The sequence below is a fragment of the Halomonas campaniensis genome (assembly GCF_002211105.1).
In the GTDB taxonomy this organism is placed as follows: Bacteria; Pseudomonadota; Gammaproteobacteria; order Pseudomonadales; family Halomonadaceae; genus Vreelandella; species Vreelandella campaniensis_A.
This window is the reverse complement of the sequence record NZ_JPUA01000034.1, coordinates 654,719-670,154: the sequence shown is the minus strand read 5'-3', so window position 1 is coordinate 670,154 and position 15,436 is coordinate 654,719. Positions and strand designations below refer to the sequence as shown.

The following is a 15,436-nucleotide window of genomic DNA, read 5'->3' as shown; positions in this document are numbered from 1 at the left end:
AACGATTGAAACGATTCTCGCTAATGGCGATATGGCGCATCAGCCTGGTCTGCTTCATGGGGCCACCAGAACCAGCGAACGGGTACATCGTCATCGTGACGGCTGGCGGGTAAAGGAAGGGCTTTCGCCTGCTCGACCAACGCAAGCGCTCGGGCAAAACAATCCACGGATTCCTGCGTCTCGGCGGGTTCTGTTAAAGCGTCCTGACGCAAAAGCGTATCCAACAGTTGTGGTGTCACTGGCGCTTCGGGCTGAGTAGGCCGTTTCTGGTACTGAGCGACCCAGACACCGGTGGCTTCATCGACTGAATATAATTTCATCAATACCGGTGCATAACGGGCAATAAACTCGACTGCAGATATTACATAGTTAGCCGTCTCATTACTAAAGAAGAAGTTAAATCCGAGCCTTACCCAACCTGGGCGATATATGCTTTTACCTTTTTGGACTAAAAATTCATGCTCTGTTGCGGTCTTGCTATCAATGGCGAGCAGTTCGTGACCATACGGCCCGGCACAGGAACACCCCCCTCTTGCCTGAATACCAAACAGGTCATTCAACATGGCAACCACAAGGTTGTGGTGAATGGCCTTGCCACCGGCAGTGATATTGAAAGAGAAAATCGCCAGCCTGGGCACATCAAGGGCCCCCAGCAGGCGCACGTTAGCAACTTTTTGCCAGCGTGCCACGGCCATCGCCACCAGCGCTTTCTCGCGCGACTCAATCGCCTCGACCCCAACGCTTTCCTTAATACGAAACGCCAGCCCGGCTCGAATATCCCCCAGGATATTGGGCGTGCCCGCCTCCTCTCGGCGCTCAACATCACGCACATAACGATGATGGGCCGCCGTCACGTAGGAGACTGTGCCGCCTCCAGCGATGGATGGCTTGGCATTGCGGCACAAAGCTTTGCGAATCACCAATACGCCGGAACTGCCCGGCCCGCCGACAAACTTATGGGGAGACAGAAAAATGGCATCCAGATGATCATCGTCACCGCTGCCAGCCATATTGATTTTTACATAGGGCCCACTCGCCGCATAGTCAAAGATAGCCAGGCCGCCATATTGATGCGCTAGCCTTGCCACTTGTTGCACCGGCGTCAAAATACCCGTTACGTTGGAGGCGGCCGAAAACGCTACCACTTTGATATCCCGTTGTGCATAGGCCTGCAGCTTCTGTTCAAGCGCCATGAGATCAGGGAGGCCATGGCTGCCTAGCGGAATGCGTACCACATCCACATCACACTCTCGCCACATCAGATCATTGGAGTGATGCTCGTAGGGGCCAACAAACACCACAGGCTTGGCTGCTTGCGAAACACTCTGCCCAGGCGTCAGTTCTAGGATCCGACAACAGCGATCTATCGCCGCCGTCGCCCCGGCGCCAGCAAAAATAACCGCATAGTCGTCATTGGCACCGACCGATTCCGCGATTGCTTGGCGGGCGGCTTCCCGCAGCCGCGTGGTCATCTTGCCGGTGTAAGAAGTTTCGGTATGGGTGTTAGCGTAAAGAGGCAGCACGGCTTCCTGCATCGCACGCTCCACGATATCAAGCGCCCTTCCTGAAGCGGTGTAGTCGGCATAAAGCAAGGGGCAGGAGCCGAATGGCCCAGGAATCGACTGCCCCTCTCCAATCACTCCGCTCTGCAGGCGCTCCATCCACTCATGAGAGATCACCGAGGGGGAGCTCGTTGGTTTTCTTGACTTGTTCCATTGAGAAGCACGATGTGACATTACTAAGCTCTATTCTCGCAATAAGCCTTTTATAAAAGGCGTCATAAGACTGATTATTGCGCGTAATGACCTTGAGTAAGTAGTCGTACTCACCTGCCAAACGATTAACTTCTACGATTTCAGGAAAGTCTTTAACGGTTTCCTGAAATGCGTTAAGCCACGCTTGATTATGTTTATCCGTTTTAACCATCACAAACACGGTGAGACTAAGATCCAGCTTTCCAGGGTTCAGTACGGCAATTCTTTTTTCAATGACGCCTTCTTTTTCCAGTCTTTGTATTCGCCGCCAGCATGGCGTAACAGAGAGACCAATCCCCTCTGCAAGCTGTGCTATAGAAAGAGTATCATCGCGCTGCAGCTGTTCAAGAATTTTTAAATCAAATCGGTCAATAAGCAATTTATTTTCCCCCAGCTATTATTTTGAGTATATTTTTCTAAAAATAGCATATCATCAAGGGTTAATTGAAATAAATTTTCACGCCACACAACGCTGTTTCAAACACCACTTTAAGGCCATTATAACGCGCTATAGCAAAGCGCATAATCAATCAAGCGCACCGAAATGAATTATTAAAATAAACAAGTGTATTAACACATTGATAAGACTTGGCACTAGAACTTGCGGTTTACGACAGCCGTCATCAAGTGGATGTCTAAACGGAAAGACAAAAACCCACTGCCCAGCTGATGCTTGATTAGCAAAAGCGGTGCAGTGGGCTCTTACAACAAAGCTAATTTTGATTAATAACGAATAACTTCAGGTAAGTCACCCTGACCGGCGCTATTATCGGTCTCCAAATTAGCGCTGTGATGGCTAACAAGCAGCCGAGAACCGGAGAGCTTGCGCAGCGCCACATAGAATACCGGGGTCAGGAACAGGCCGAACAGCGTCACCCCAATCATGCCGGCAAACACCGCCGTACCCAGCGCCGCCCGTACCTCGGCGCCTGCGCCAGTGGCGACTACCGAAGGTAACACCGCCGCCGTGAAGGCGATCGAGGTCATGATGATCGGACGCAGCCGCAACCGGCAGGCTTCCAGGGCCGCTTCCACCACGCCCTTGCCCTGCAGTTCCAGCTCCCGGGCGAACTCCACGATCAGGATGGCGTTCTTACACGCCAGGCCAATTAGCACCACCAGCCCCACCTGCACGAAGATGTTGTTATCGCCCCCGCCAAACCAGACACCGATCAGCGCCGCGAGCATCGACATGGGCACGATCAGAATTACCGCCAGCGGTAGCGTCCAGCTCTCGTAAAGCGCCGCCAGCACCAGGAATACCAGCAGGATTGACAGCGGGAAGACCACCAGCGCCGCGTTACCCTGGGTGGACTGCTGGTAGCTCAGATCAGTCCACTCCAGCGCCATGCCCGGTGGCAGCACCTCTTCAGCAAGGGCGTTGATGGCGTCCATCGCCTGGGCGGAAGAGAGTACGCGGGGGTCGAACTCACCAGCCAAGTCCGCCGCCGGGTAGCCGTTGTAGCGCAATACCGGATCGGGGCCGAAGGTTTGACGGATATCCACCATGGTGCCGATGGGCACCATTTCGCCCTGGTCGTTACGGGTGCGCAGCCGGGCGATGTCTTCCACGCTTGCCCGATAAGGGGCGTCCGCCTGGGCGATCACCTGCCAGGTGCGGCCAAAGCGGTTGAAGTCATTCACATAAGTCGAACCCAGATAGGTCTGCAGGGTGTCGAACAGCTCAGTTAACGGCACGCCCTGGGCCTTGGCCCGCAGCCGATCCACTTCGGCATCCAGCTGCGGGACGTTGGATTGATAACTGCTGATCGGAAAGCCCATCCCCGGCGTTTGCGCAATCGCGCCCTGGAGCTGGTTCACCGCCTGCTGCAATGCCCCATAGCCAAGGTTACCGCGATCCTCGATAAACAGCTGAAAACCAGACCCGTTGCCCAGGCCCAGAATCGGCGGCGGCATAAAGGAGAACGCAAAGCCTTCTTTCAAGCCACCAATGCCCTGGTTAATGCGGGCGTTTATTTCCGCGGCGCTAAGGCTGCGCTCACCAAAGGCACTGAGGGTTAGAAAGGCCACCCCGGTGTTGGAGGTGTTGGTGAACTGCAGCGCATTCAGGCCGGGAAAGGCAATAGCGTGCTCCACGCCCTCGGTCTCCATGGCGATATCCACGACGTCCTGAAGCATCTGGTCGGTTCTCTCCAGCGACGCGCCTTCCGGCAGAATGACGCCCGCGATCAGGTACAGCTTGTCCTGCACCGGGATAAACCCGGGCGGCACCGCCTTGAACATCACGCCAGTGCCCAGCAACAACAGCGCGTAGACCACAAACACCGCGCCACGATGCTTCAGGGAGCGAGCCACGCCGCCCTGGTACTTGTCGGAGCTGGCGTTAAAGAAGCGGTTGAAGGGACGGAAAATCCAGCCAAACAGCGTATCGATCACGCGGGTGAGTCGATCTTTGGGCGCGTCATGGGGCTTGAGCAGCATCGCGGCCAGCGCGGGCGACAGGGTCAGCGAGTTGATGGTGGAGATCACCGTGGAGATGGCAATCGTCACCGCGAACTGGCTATAGAATTGCCCGGTCACCCCCGACAGGAAGGCCATGGGGATAAACACCGCACACAGCACTAGCCCCACCGCGATGATAGGCCCGGAGACTTCCCGCATGGCCTGATGCGCGGCGGCCTGAGGCTTTAGGCCCTCTTCGATATTCCGCTCCACGTTTTCCACCACCACGATAGCGTCGTCCACCACGATACCGATGGCCAACACCAGGCCAAACAGGGTCAGCGTGTTAATGGAGTAGCCCAGCAGGTAGAGCGCCGCGAACGTGCCGATCACCGATACCGGCACCGCCAGCAGTGGGATAATGGAGGCACGCCAGGTCTGCAGGAACAGCGTGACGACCAACACCACCAGCAGCACGGCTTCCAGCAGGGTGGCGATCACCGACTTTATCGAGTCATTCACGAAGATGGTGGTGTCGTAGACCGCTTCATACTCCACGCCGTCCGGAAACTGCTCGGACAGCTCGTCCATGGTGGCAATGACCTGCTCGCGAATCTCCAGCGCATTGGCGCCCGGTGCCTGGAATATCCCCACACCCACGGCGTTATTGCCGTCCAACTGCGAGCGCAGCGTATAGTCCCCGGCACCCATTTCCAGCCGGGCCACATCCGCAAGCCTGAGGATCTCGCCGCCCTCACCGCGCTTCAGCACGATGTCGCCAAACTCCTCCACCGTTTCCAGCCGCCCTCGGGCGTTGATCAGGGTGAGGAAGTCACTCTCTTCAATGGGTTCGGCTCCCAACTGCCCGGCGGAGACCTGCACGTTCTGTTCGCGCATGGCGCCAACCACATCACTGGCCGTCAGGCCGCGGGCAGCTATGCGATCAGGATCGAGCCACGCCCGCATGGCATAGTCTCCCCCGCCGAAGATTTGCGCATCACCGATCCCTTCGAGCCGGGCCAATCGATCACGGACATTCAGCCGCACATAATTGCGCAGGTAGAGAGTGTCGTATTCGCCGCTGGGCGAGGTCAGGTGAACGACCATCAGAAACGTAGGCGACTGCTTCTGGGTGGTGACGCCCTGCCGACGCACGGCTTCCGGTAGCCGGGCCTCGGCCTGGCTGACGCGGTTCTGCACCCGAACGGCGGCCTCCTCGGCATCGGTACCCGGGCGGAAGGTGACGGTCATTTGCAGCACACCATCAGAGCCCGCCACGGACTTGAGGTACATCATGTCCTCGACGCCATTGATGGCTTCTTCCAAGGGCGTGGCGACCGTTTCGGCGATCTCCTTCGGGTTGGCGCCGGGGTAAACCGTGCGCACCACCACGGAGGGCGGCACGACATCGGGGTACTCGCTGATCGGCAGGTTGGGAATCGAGATCAGCCCCACCGCCAGAATAATAATCGATAGCACCGCCGCAAATATCGGTCGATCCACGAAGAAACGCGAGAAATTCATGGCGGTTTAGTCCTCCCTGGCAGCAATGGCGGGTTGAGCGTCAGCAGCCGGGGCGGCGGACACCGTTTGAGGGCTCACTTCCATGCCCGGCATAAAGACTTTTTGCACCCCGTTGACGATCACCCGATCGCCGGCAGCGAGCCCTTCGCTGATGACCGTGCGTTCATCCACCTGGCGCCCTGTGGCGACCGGGCGCCGCTGGGCCAAATTGTTCTCATCCACCACGTAGACGTAGCGGCGATCCTGGTCGGTCAGAACCGCCTTGCCATCCACCAGCAATGCTTGCTCCAACCGCGCGACCGGCATTTCGACCCGCGCAAACTCCCCAGGACGAATGCGGCCATCGGGATTGGCCAACAGCGCCCGGAATTGCAGAGTGCCGGTGTTAGGGTTCAAACGGTTGTCGATAAAGTCCAGGGTGCCAGTGAACTGCCGCGTGGCGTCGCCACCCAGTTCGATCTTCAGGCTGTTCGGCTCCTCTCCACTCAGTAGTGCATAGCTGGCAAACGCGGCCTGCTCGTCCGCCTCGAAGTAGACATGGATCGGATCGATGGTGACCAGCGTGGTCAACAGGCTCTGATCGGCGTTGGCCAGGTTACCGCGAGTGACCATCGCCCGACCGGCACGGCCACTGACCGGCGCTGTAATGCGGGTGTATTCAAGGTCAAGCTCGGCGGTCTGCAACGCTGCCTCAGCGGCATCGACCATGGCACGAGCGTTACTCAGGGCTGATTGACGCTGATCATGCACCTCCTGGGAAATAGCCTGGCGCCCCAGTAATACACGGGCCCGCTCGGCTTCGCTTCCAGCCTGGGCCAGTTGGCTCCTGGCTTGGGCAAGCTCAGCCTGGGCGTCGCCGACCCGCGCCTGATAGGGCCGAGGATCGATCTGGAACAGCAGATCTCCCTGCTCCACCAGCTCGCCCTCCTCGAACGCCACTTCCTCGATATAGCCGCTGACTCTGGACCTTAGCTCAACCGTTTCAGCCGCTTCTACCCGCCCGGTGAAAGACTCACTCAACACTACCGGTTGAGCAACGATATTCACCACGTCGACTTCTGGCGGCGGTGGTGGCGCAGCCGCTGCCTCCTCGCTCTTGGCTTCACATCCCGCCAGCAAAGCCATTAACAGCAAAAACGGGAGGATCCCCCGGCCACTTGTTGTGCGAGCTCTTTGATTCAAACTTCCCATGATGACTTGCTCCAATGGCTACCGGAAACCGATAGCAGCGTTGGTGATCTATTTCGTACCGCGTGAGCGGTCAGCTTTTATCTAGTCGCTTAAGTAGCGCCAGAATCGACAGTGGTGTTGTTATAGTAAGGAGGGCTGGCGGACTGGCAGGGTCGAGCTGAATGCGAAACACCTACCAGAGAATGCTTACCATAGGGTGTGCGGGGGTGAGGAGGGTATCGGGTTCCTGCGAGAAGATTGCCTAATTCTGTCGTGAGGTGTGAAAGGCTTCAATTGGTAGGGTCGTTGAATCGTCACGCTGTTTCGATGCTCAAGCATCATGACCGTTTGGTGACACCTGGCGCGGGTTGCCGGTTTCTGCGCGGTGCTTGCCTGATTCTGCAAAATCAATTGAAAAAGCCTCCGATTTACGCAGCGAAGGCATATACTGCGAACGATTAGGGAGGAGAGCCATTGACCACTATCTTGCCTGAGCAGATTGTCCAGCTCAGCGACAACCTGTCGCAACAGTTGATCAGCGTTGCCCGCCGCTGGAGCCCGCTTGAGGAGCTTCAGGATACGGCGATTGCCGAGGTGCAACTGGTGCGTGCAGATTCTGCCACTAGCTACTGCTCAGCAGTCTATGAACCGTGTATCTGCTTTGTCATTCAAGGTAGCAAGACCGTGCAGTTGGGCGACAAGGAGATCGTCTACAGTGGGCCGAGTTATATGGCAAGCGCCATTCACCTACCGGTGCTGGGCAGGATTGACCACGCGACCCCTGAGCAGCCCTACCTGGCGGTCAAAGTCTCGGTGGATCCCCAAGAGGTGGCCGGGCTGATACTGGAGCTGGGCGATAAGGCACCGCCTGAGGGTCACGAAGCCATCTGCTCTGAGATAGACTGTGGTCTTAGCTCGGCGCCCATGGATGTACGTATGCAGGAAGCGCTTTACCGACTGCTGAGTCTGCTGGACTCCCCGGAAGATATAAAGGTGCTTTCGCCGCTGGCCCGGCGAGAGCTGATCTACCGTGCGCTAATGGGAGGGTTGGGACCACGGATGCGCCGATTCGCTGCCACGGATTCCCAGGCCAACCGGATCGCGCGGGTCATCTATACCCTCAAGGAGAACTTCACCCAGCCTCTGCGTATCCGCGAGCTGGCAGCCACAGCCAATATGAGCGAATCGACGCTGTACCACAGCTTTCGCGAAGTCACTCGCATGTCGCCGCTCCAGTTTCAGAAAAAGTTGCGTCTTCACGAAGCCCGACGGTTAATGCTGGCCGAGGGGCTGGAAGCAGCCACCGCCAGCTACCGGGTGGGTTACGAAAGCCCCTCCCACTTCAGCCGCGAATATAGCCGCATGTTTGGCGCCCCGCCCCGGGCTGATGTTAGTCAGTTACGGGGAACAAGGGCGACAGTAGAATCCGCCTAGTCATGAGCATGTTGGCCGTACGATTCAGCGAATTGTAAGGGAAGCGTTTTGGCCGCAGGGCAGTTCAGCTCGGTTAAGCATCTGTTTTATTGTCTGGGTCTTAGAAGCACACTCGATTAGCACCCGCTTTTTTAGCTCTGTACATGGCCTTATCCGCGGCTTCTAGCAACGCACCCGGGGTGGATGCGGCCTGGGGGTAGCATGAGATACCAATGCTAACGGAAATATGGACAGGCCGCGGCTCGATGGGAAATGGCATAGCCAGTGCTTCCACAATGCTCTGAGCCACGCGCTCAACATCCTTGCGCTGCTCAACACCGGTGAGAATCACGGTAAATTCATCACCACCTAGACGCGCAACCGTATCGCTTTCCCGGACACACACATTAAGACGCTCGGCTACTACAGAGAGCAACCTGTCCCCCGCTTCGTGGCCAAACGAATCGTTGACTTGTTTGAAACCGTCAAGATCCATAAATAGAAGCGAAATAGGCTTACCAAGCCGCTTAGCATGCTTAATTTCCTGTTCCAGACGATCCAGGAAAAGGCGCCGATTCGGTAGTCCGGTCAGAAGGTCATGATGGGCGTTATGCCATATTTTTTCTTCAGCGAGTGCCTGTTCGGTAATATCTCGAAGCATACAAACGGTTGCTTCGGTATTTAAATGCTCGTCCAGCACGGGCGCAAGTAGATACTCGAACCTTTCACCCTGGTCTGAAGCAAAGGTATGAACGAACTTACCTCGGAAACTGGACTGATCAGCGATCACTTTCTCCAAGTTGCGTTGGAAGTCTGAGGCAAACGGAAATTCGAGGTCAAAGTTAGACTTTCCTATGATCTCCTCTGGCTTGATAGCAAAAAGATCGGCAGTGGCCTTGTTGGTATACGTAAATCTACCGTTGAGATCCAACACATAAATCGGATCCGGCGAGGCAACCAGAATGGCGCCGAACAGCCGGGTTTCCATCTCTTTGATGGTCGCATAGTGCTCCAGCGATTCGGCAACGGCCTGATCTATCGCTTCATGAAACCGGGTAATATCTTCAAGCTGAGGGCCGGTAACCGCTGGATGTGCTTTAGTCCAGAGCGACATGACGCTCGCACGCAGAGCCCTGAACTCGGATACTGTCTCCATAACGCTGAAGCCGCTGCCCAGTCGATCGGAACCGTGCACTTCTGCCCAAGTCTCGTTGCCATCGTCAGGCCCACAGCCTTTTGATTTTGCGGCCTGTTCGGACTCGTTTTGGTCGGTATCAATATCGTCAGCAATCACCATAAGCATGTTCCTGGCATGGTCGCGCAGACCGGACGTATCCATATGGCTAGCATGAAGGATGGTTTTGGCGAACTCTTCCCAATCCTGAAGAATCGGCTCTATTTCAGCACGAATAAACGCCGCTAAGCGCATATTTTTCGGCATTGCTTTGGCTCCCGATAGCAGAAAGGATCAAGGGAGACGTACGCCATACGCGACTTTTTACTTTTAATCACTGTGTTAGTCATGCTCAGCATGCTGACGCAAATCATCAGAAATCCATTGCGACACACCTTAGCACGAGTGCTGAATGGCCAAGCATGGTTTCTCCAACGCATAGGGGCAGTCCAGCGGTTAAATGGCTGCCTTACCACATTGCCATTATTAATCCTCTGCTTTAAAACAACTAAAAAGCCATCTCAAAAAAATGAATAAAAAACCATTAAAAAATTAAAAACCAACAAAATAAGCTAACATAAAGATTGTTAGCCAAGGCTACATTAGTTCACTGCTACAAACTTTATTTTTAATTTTTTAGCTTATTTAAGCATTAAAGCATGCTAGGATTTGTCGCTATTAATCGCCCTATGTTTACACTCAGACATGGTTTTTTTATTACCATGCTTTTGGGTTTATATACCTGGTACTTTTTTAGCGAGAGCATGCATACTTCATGACGCCCATCACCCTACTATTCCTGGCTGTTTCCATGTCAGCGGATGCCTTCGCCGCCTCCATCAGCAAAGGCGCTGAGCTGCAGAAGCCCCGATTCCGCCATGCTATTGGTATTGGCTTGGTATTTGGCGTAATCGAAGCCATCACGCCTTTACTCGGCTGGGCGGCTGGGATGGTATCGCAACAGTATGTGCAGGCCTGGGATCACTGGGTGGCCTTTACCCTATTGTCCGTGATTGGCTTGCATATGATTTATACGGGGCTCAAAAAAGAGCACAAGATAGAGCACCGCAAGCAAACACTCTGGCTATTAATCCTAACCGCTACTGCTACCAGCCTTGATGCCATGGCCGTCGGTGCTAGCCTTGCGTTTATCGATGCCAGTATCATCGCCACAAGCTTGGCTATCGGCCTTGCCACCACCGTCATGGCCTCCATCGGCACACTGCTTGGCCATAAGCTCGGTAAGTTTGTTGGCCACTGGGCGGAGCTTATCGGTGGTGTTGTGTTAATCGGGATTGGCTTAGCGGTGTTGGCAGAGCACACGGCTTTTTTTTAATGCTTAGCCATTAATCTATAATCGTAAACCCTTTTAAATCTGGAAATCCTCCTTCTTAAGCGATTGAGCTTTTACACATGAAGCCGCCGTAAGAAGAGAGCTTGATAAGAAGCTGTTTACATCACTAAGGCTGCGGTAACTGGTCAGCCAAGTGGCGTAATTTATCCGGGTTACGCACAACGTAGAGTGCCTGAACACGACTATCCACGACTTCCAGCGTCATGATCTGAGGCAGCCCATCGTGTTCGATCGTTAACCATCCTGGAAGCCCATTGACGATCACAGGATTAATCCAGCAAGGGGTGGATGACGTCGACTTGCGGGCCAAACCTGCAAAGAACCGGCTTATTTTATCCGCGCCGATAATAAGTCTAAGCGCAGCAACCCTCTTACCGCCTCCATCGGTATGCAGCGTCGCGCTCTCGCTCAACAGCGCCTTCAGTTCGGTGACATCACCACTACGTGCTGCTTCAAAGAAGCGCTGAGTCAGTTGGCTGTGCTCGACAGCCGCTACCTGATAGCGCGGGCGTGCGGCCTGCACCTTTTTTCGAGCCCGGCTGGCGAGTTGTCGACAGCTTGTTTCACTGCGCTCGAGGCTGATGGCGACCTGACCAAAATCCAGCCCGAACACATCGTGCAGTAGGAACGCAGCCCGCTCCAAGGGCGACAGCCGCTCCAGCGCCAGCATCAGGGCGAAAGAGACATCGCTGGCTAGCGCCTCGGGGTCTACCGGAGTATCCAGCGTTTCCACCAGTGGTTCAGGCAACCATGGGCCCACATAAACCTCCCGTTGCCGATGAGCTACCCTAAGGCGGTCAAGACAAAGCCGGCTGGTGACGGTGGTCAGATAGGCACGCACATCGTTCACCGAAAGGTGGTCAGCATCATGCCAGCGCAAGTAGGCATCCTGAACCACATCCTCCGCTTCGCTCACCGAACCCAGCATTCGATAGGCGATACCGGTCAGATAACGGCGCCAGTGATTAAACTGGCACGCGAATTGTTCTGTCATGGTGCCTTGACTCCCGCTACTCAAGAACGGCGGTCGCGTCAACTTCAAACAACATACCATCCAGCGCTAACCGCGGTACCGGAACAAGTGTTTGCGCAGGCAGCGCATCGCCAAAGGTCTCCTTCACATAGCGGGTCATAACCTCCAACATCGAAGGATCATAATTGACGACATAGGTATTAATACGAGTAACCTGTTGCGGGCTCGCATCAAGTTCTTGCAACACAGTTCTAAGGTTGCGATAAGCTTGGGCAACTTGATCCGCAAACGACTCAGGCAGCACTCCATGGGCATTTTCGCCTCCCTGACCGGCAATGTAGGCGACCCGGCTGCCTCCGCTGGCAACCACCGCGTGGCTATAGCCGTTAGGTGCAGGATCATAAAGTTCATCAGGATTGACGATAGTTGTTGTCACTCCACCTGCGTGAGCTGTGTTCAGCGCCATAGCGATAACTCCCCATTTAAAGCGTTTGATGATGCAACAAAACATATCACTACCCCTCAGCTCTGATCACTGACGGCTTTGGGTTTCATTCGGATGAAGCGAACGAAACCCCACACTAATGCGGTTCCAGACGTTAATCGCTCCAATCAGTAAGGTAAGGTCAACGAACTCTTTCTCGGTAAAATTCGCCACGCCCTGCTCGTAATCCTTCGTAGGAGCGCCTGTATCGGGTAGCTTTGTCAATGCCTCGGTCCAGGCCAACGCCGCCCGTTCCCTTGGCGTATAGAGAGTGGACTCGCGCCAGGCAGACAGCAGGTAAAGGCGTGCCTCGCTCTCACCCGCTGCGCGGGCATCGCTGGTGTGCATATGCAGGCAAAATGCACAGCCATTGATCTGAGAGGCGCGTGTTTTAACCAGCTCAATCAGACTAAATTCCAGTCCACAGTGGCGAACGTACTCCTCTAGCTTAGTCATCGCGACAATGCCTTCTGGAGAGGCTTTAAAGGCGTTCAGGCGTGTTTCCATTGTCTTGCTCCTCTGTTTTACATGGAGTGGAAAGCTATCCACCGGTCGTTCTACAGAGGTAGACGGAGTAGCCTCATTGTTTGTGACATGTTGAGAAATAATTTTGAAAACGAAACGCCTGAGAGTCGAGGAGTACACCAACGCAAGGAAGTCGCTGCCTAGTAGCTGGAGTATTTCGAGCGCTTATCGCTATCTGCCCTGCCCTATGGGCCACTAATCACTCTCCTCTCCAACTTCTTTCACATGCCGTAGAGTGACGGCTGATATCAACGCAAGCGCCAAGATGGTGATACCACTTGCGGTGGCTGCCATATTCATACCTTGCGTAAACGCCGACTGGGCTTGCTCAAGCATCCCCTCGGGAAGTCGTTCAGCAACTGACGTTGTTGCCCACAAGCTTTCTCCCAGTGCACGCGAGATATCGTCTGGCATCCCGTTAGGAATCGCACTGGCAATCTGCACGCGATACAACAGGGTCGCCATGCTGCCGAGAAGTGCTACGCCTAGTGCCACCCCCAACTCTTGCACCATCTCGGACATCGACGATGCAGACCCAGCTTTTTCCGCAGGAGCAGCCCCTACCACCAAGTCCGTGCCCAGCGCGGCAATGGTACCCAGCCCCAGGTACACCAGCGAGAAACCGATCACTACCTGGAGCACCTGAACAGTGAGCGGGTCTACTTGAGCCAGCAAACCGCAGCCGATGCTTGAAAGCATAAGCGCTGCAGTAATAACAAACGCTGGCCGAATATGGCGCGCAAAGAGAGGGGCAAGGATACCGGCAAGCACCATCATGAGTGCTGGAGGCCCCATCCACAGCCCAGCCATCAGCGGCGTGTAGCCCGCCACTAGCTGAAGATATTGGGTAACTAAGAGCATCATTCCCGCCACGCCCACCAGCCCTATCAGGAGTATAAAGAGGGCGGCAGTGAAAGTTTTACTGGCAAAAAGTTTGAGATCAAGCAGTGGATCGGGAAGCTGCTTTTGACGACGTACAAAGAGCAGTGTTCCCACGACTCCTAGCGCAAGAGTGACCAATACCAGTGGCGTCACACCTGCTTTAGAGAACTCCTTTATGGCATAAATACTTGGCAAAATTGCTATCAACAGTAATAGGACACTCAAAATATCCAGACGGCCTGCCTGTGGGTTACGGTACTCCGGCAGCAGTAAAGGAGCAGTTAACAGCAGTACGGTGACGATAGGCACGGCAATTAAGAAAGCGGCTCCCCACCAAAAGGGCGCTAACAGCAACCCACCGACCACAGGGCCTAACGCCATCCCCAGTGCGAACATGGTTGCCCATATACCAATCGCCAGTGCACGCTGGCGCTGATCAAAAAACATATTGCTAATCAGGGCCAGCGTAGAGGGCATCAGGGTTGCTCCAGCAATACCCAGCGCTGCCCGCGCCACAATGAGCCACTCGGCATTGGGTGCATAAGCTGCAAACACTGACGCGATCGCAAACGCAAAGGCCCCCACCATCAGCAGTCGCCGTCGGCCAACCCGATCCCCTAGTGTGCCCATAGTGATCAGAAAACCGGCGATCATGAAGCCGTAGGCGTCCATAATCCACAGTGCCTGGGTACTGCTTGGCTGCAGTTCTACCGCCAGGGCTGGAAGTGCCAAATAGAGAATAGTTACATCGAGCCCAAGTAGAATGGTAGGCAGTGCCAGTACCGCAAGCCCCGCCCACTCTTTAATGCCAGCCTTGTTAGAGGGCCGCCCGCCTGCATCCGTATAAAAAGGGGTGTGAACATCACAATTGAATGACATGTCGCCTCCGACTTCATCATGGAAGCAGGCATTCTCAGACACTCAATATGGGGTTACAATATAGCAAATTATCCTATTACCAAAGGTAATAGCATGGCAAATCATAGACTTGAGCGAACGCAGGATGATCTCACCGAATTCATGCTGCGGCATCGTCGCAAATTGACGCCCGCTGACGTCGGCCTTCCCACCAGCGGGCGAAGGCGTACGCCGGGCCTAAGGCGAGAAGAAGTTGCAGCGCTTGCCGGGGTGGGACTGACTTGGTACACGTGGTTTGAGCAAGGTCGTGACATTAAGGTCTCCGAACGCTTTTTGCTCAATATCTCCCGTGCTCTGAAACTGGATGACGCTGAGTGCTGTCATCTTTTTCTGTTGGCACACCGCCGAGCGCCACCAGCAGAAGCGTATCAAGAGCAAAGCACGTCTCCCCGCATTCAGTCGCTGATGGATGACCTCTCTCGCCCTAGCTACGTCATGAACCTGCGTTGGGATGTTATTGGTTGGAATACACAGGCTGATGAGCTACTCCAGTTCAGCAGCCGAGAAGCGTCTGAACGCAATCTATTAAGGATGGTGTTTACCGCGCCCGACCTGCGACGGCGACTCCCTGACTGGCAGCAGGATGCCTCGCATATGCTGGCGCAGTTTCGTTGTGACTTAGCTGTCGTCCCTGAAGACCCGATCATGCAAACGCTGATCGACGAGCTTAGTCAGCTATCACCCGACTTCCGTCGCTGGTGGGAGGCTTCAAATATGGAGGGGTACAATCGAGGAATCAGCAGCCTCCTTGATACAGGTGGCGTGTATCATACCTATACCCATGAGACGCTAATCGTTGATGAGCACCGTCATCTCAAAATGGTTGTTTACTTCGACAGCTAAACCGTTCCTATGCCATCGT

The 15,436-nt window shown here is 55.0% G+C and carries 12 protein-coding genes; 3 read left to right on the top strand and 9 right to left on the bottom strand.

What is annotated here, in order from left to right; translation table 11 throughout:
• Window positions 1–20 precede the first annotated feature (20 nt).
• The 4 genes from JI62_RS15490 to JI62_RS15475 form a co-directional block, all read right to left on the bottom strand.
• Window positions 21–1,679 carry an aminotransferase class V-fold PLP-dependent enzyme gene (locus tag JI62_RS15490; RefSeq protein ID WP_240513264.1) on the bottom strand — a complete coding sequence of 553 codons (1,659 nt, stop codon included), beginning with the start codon at window positions 1,677–1,679 and terminating at the stop codon, window positions 21–23.
• Entirely contained in the window at window positions 1,666–2,133 is a 468-nt protein-coding gene (locus tag JI62_RS15485; protein ID WP_088700999.1) for an Lrp/AsnC family transcriptional regulator, read from the bottom strand. Before JI62_RS15485 ends, JI62_RS15490 begins: the two co-directional genes overlap by 14 nt.
• Window positions 2,134–2,477: 344 nt before the next feature.
• Window positions 2,478–5,681 carry an efflux RND transporter permease subunit gene (locus JI62_RS15480; protein ID WP_088700998.1) on the bottom strand — a complete coding sequence of 1,068 codons (3,204 nt, stop codon included), beginning with the start codon at window positions 5,679–5,681 and terminating at the stop codon, window positions 2,478–2,480.
• Between the two features lie 6 nt (window positions 5,682–5,687).
• On the bottom strand, window positions 5,688–6,872 hold the full coding sequence (locus JI62_RS15475) for an efflux RND transporter periplasmic adaptor subunit (RefSeq protein WP_088700997.1): 1,185 nt from the start codon (window positions 6,870–6,872) through the stop codon (window positions 5,688–5,690).
• A 453-nt stretch (window positions 6,873–7,325) separates the two neighbouring features.
• Here JI62_RS15475 and JI62_RS15470 point away from each other — a divergent pair, with 453 nt between their 5' ends.
• Complete coding sequence (locus JI62_RS15470) at window positions 7,326–8,285, top strand: AraC family transcriptional regulator (protein WP_088700996.1); 960 nt, start codon at window positions 7,326–7,328, stop codon at window positions 8,283–8,285.
• A 100-nt stretch (window positions 8,286–8,385) separates the two neighbouring features.
• Here the strand turns inward: JI62_RS15470 and JI62_RS15465 are convergent, their stop codons facing one another.
• Entirely contained in the window at window positions 8,386–9,705 is a 1,320-nt protein-coding gene (locus JI62_RS15465; protein WP_240513263.1) for a GGDEF domain-containing protein, read from the bottom strand.
• A 508-nt stretch (window positions 9,706–10,213) separates the two neighbouring features.
• Here JI62_RS15465 and JI62_RS15460 point away from each other — a divergent pair.
• The gene (locus JI62_RS15460) at window positions 10,214–10,774 is read left to right on the top strand and encodes a manganese efflux pump MntP (RefSeq protein ID WP_088700995.1); all 561 of its coding nucleotides are present in this window, start codon (window positions 10,214–10,216) and stop codon (window positions 10,772–10,774) included.
• Between the two features lie 124 nt (window positions 10,775–10,898).
• Here the strand turns inward: JI62_RS15460 and JI62_RS15455 are convergent, their stop codons facing one another.
• The 4 genes from JI62_RS15455 to JI62_RS15440 form a co-directional block, all read right to left on the bottom strand.
• Window positions 10,899–11,786, bottom strand: coding sequence for a sigma-70 family RNA polymerase sigma factor (locus JI62_RS15455; protein ID WP_088700994.1), 888 nt, complete (start codon window positions 11,784–11,786; stop codon window positions 10,899–10,901).
• Between the two features lie 16 nt (window positions 11,787–11,802).
• The gene (locus JI62_RS15450; RefSeq protein WP_205737538.1) at window positions 11,803–12,231 is read right to left on the bottom strand and encodes a RidA family protein; all 429 of its coding nucleotides are present in this window, start codon (window positions 12,229–12,231) and stop codon (window positions 11,803–11,805) included.
• 66 nt (window positions 12,232–12,297) lie between these two features.
• Window positions 12,298–12,756, bottom strand: a complete 459-nt coding sequence (locus tag JI62_RS15445) for a carboxymuconolactone decarboxylase family protein (RefSeq protein ID WP_088700992.1) — start codon at window positions 12,754–12,756, stop codon at window positions 12,298–12,300.
• A gap of 213 nt (window positions 12,757–12,969) precedes the next feature.
• A complete protein-coding gene (locus JI62_RS15440; protein ID WP_088700991.1) occupies window positions 12,970–14,535 on the bottom strand; it encodes an MFS transporter in 1,566 nt (521 codons plus the stop codon).
• Between the two features lie 93 nt (window positions 14,536–14,628).
• On the opposite strand from JI62_RS15440, the gene JI62_RS15435 reads away from it, so the two are divergent.
• Entirely contained in the window at window positions 14,629–15,417 is a 789-nt protein-coding gene (locus JI62_RS15435; protein ID WP_088700990.1) for a helix-turn-helix transcriptional regulator, read from the top strand.
• The last annotated feature ends 19 nt before the right edge of the window (window positions 15,418–15,436 follow it).

What these genes read in the sequence shown, in the direction of transcription:
- JI62_RS15465 (WP_240513263.1), bottom strand. Translation starts at nt 9,705, where the DNA reads ATGCCGAAAAATATGCGCTTAGCGGCGTTTATTCGTGCTGAAATAGAG.
- JI62_RS15440 (WP_088700991.1), bottom strand. Translation starts at nt 14,535, where the DNA reads ATGTCATTCAATTGTGATGTTCACACCCCTTTTTATACGGATGCAGGC.
- JI62_RS15475 (WP_088700997.1), bottom strand. Translation starts at nt 6,872, where the DNA reads ATGGGAAGTTTGAATCAAAGAGCTCGCACAACAAGTGGCCGGGGGATC.
- JI62_RS15480 (WP_088700998.1), bottom strand. Translation starts at nt 5,681, where the DNA reads ATGAATTTCTCGCGTTTCTTCGTGGATCGACCGATATTTGCGGCGGTG.
- JI62_RS15450 (WP_205737538.1), bottom strand. Translation starts at nt 12,231, where the DNA reads ATGGCGCTGAACACAGCTCACGCAGGTGGAGTGACAACAACTATCGTC.
- JI62_RS15460 (WP_088700995.1), top strand. Translation starts at nt 10,214, where the DNA reads ATGACGCCCATCACCCTACTATTCCTGGCTGTTTCCATGTCAGCGGAT.
- JI62_RS15435 (WP_088700990.1), top strand. Translation starts at nt 14,629, where the DNA reads ATGGCAAATCATAGACTTGAGCGAACGCAGGATGATCTCACCGAATTC.
- JI62_RS15445 (WP_088700992.1), bottom strand. Translation starts at nt 12,756, where the DNA reads ATGGAAACACGCCTGAACGCCTTTAAAGCCTCTCCAGAAGGCATTGTC.
- JI62_RS15455 (WP_088700994.1), bottom strand. Translation starts at nt 11,786, where the DNA reads ATGACAGAACAATTCGCGTGCCAGTTTAATCACTGGCGCCGTTATCTG.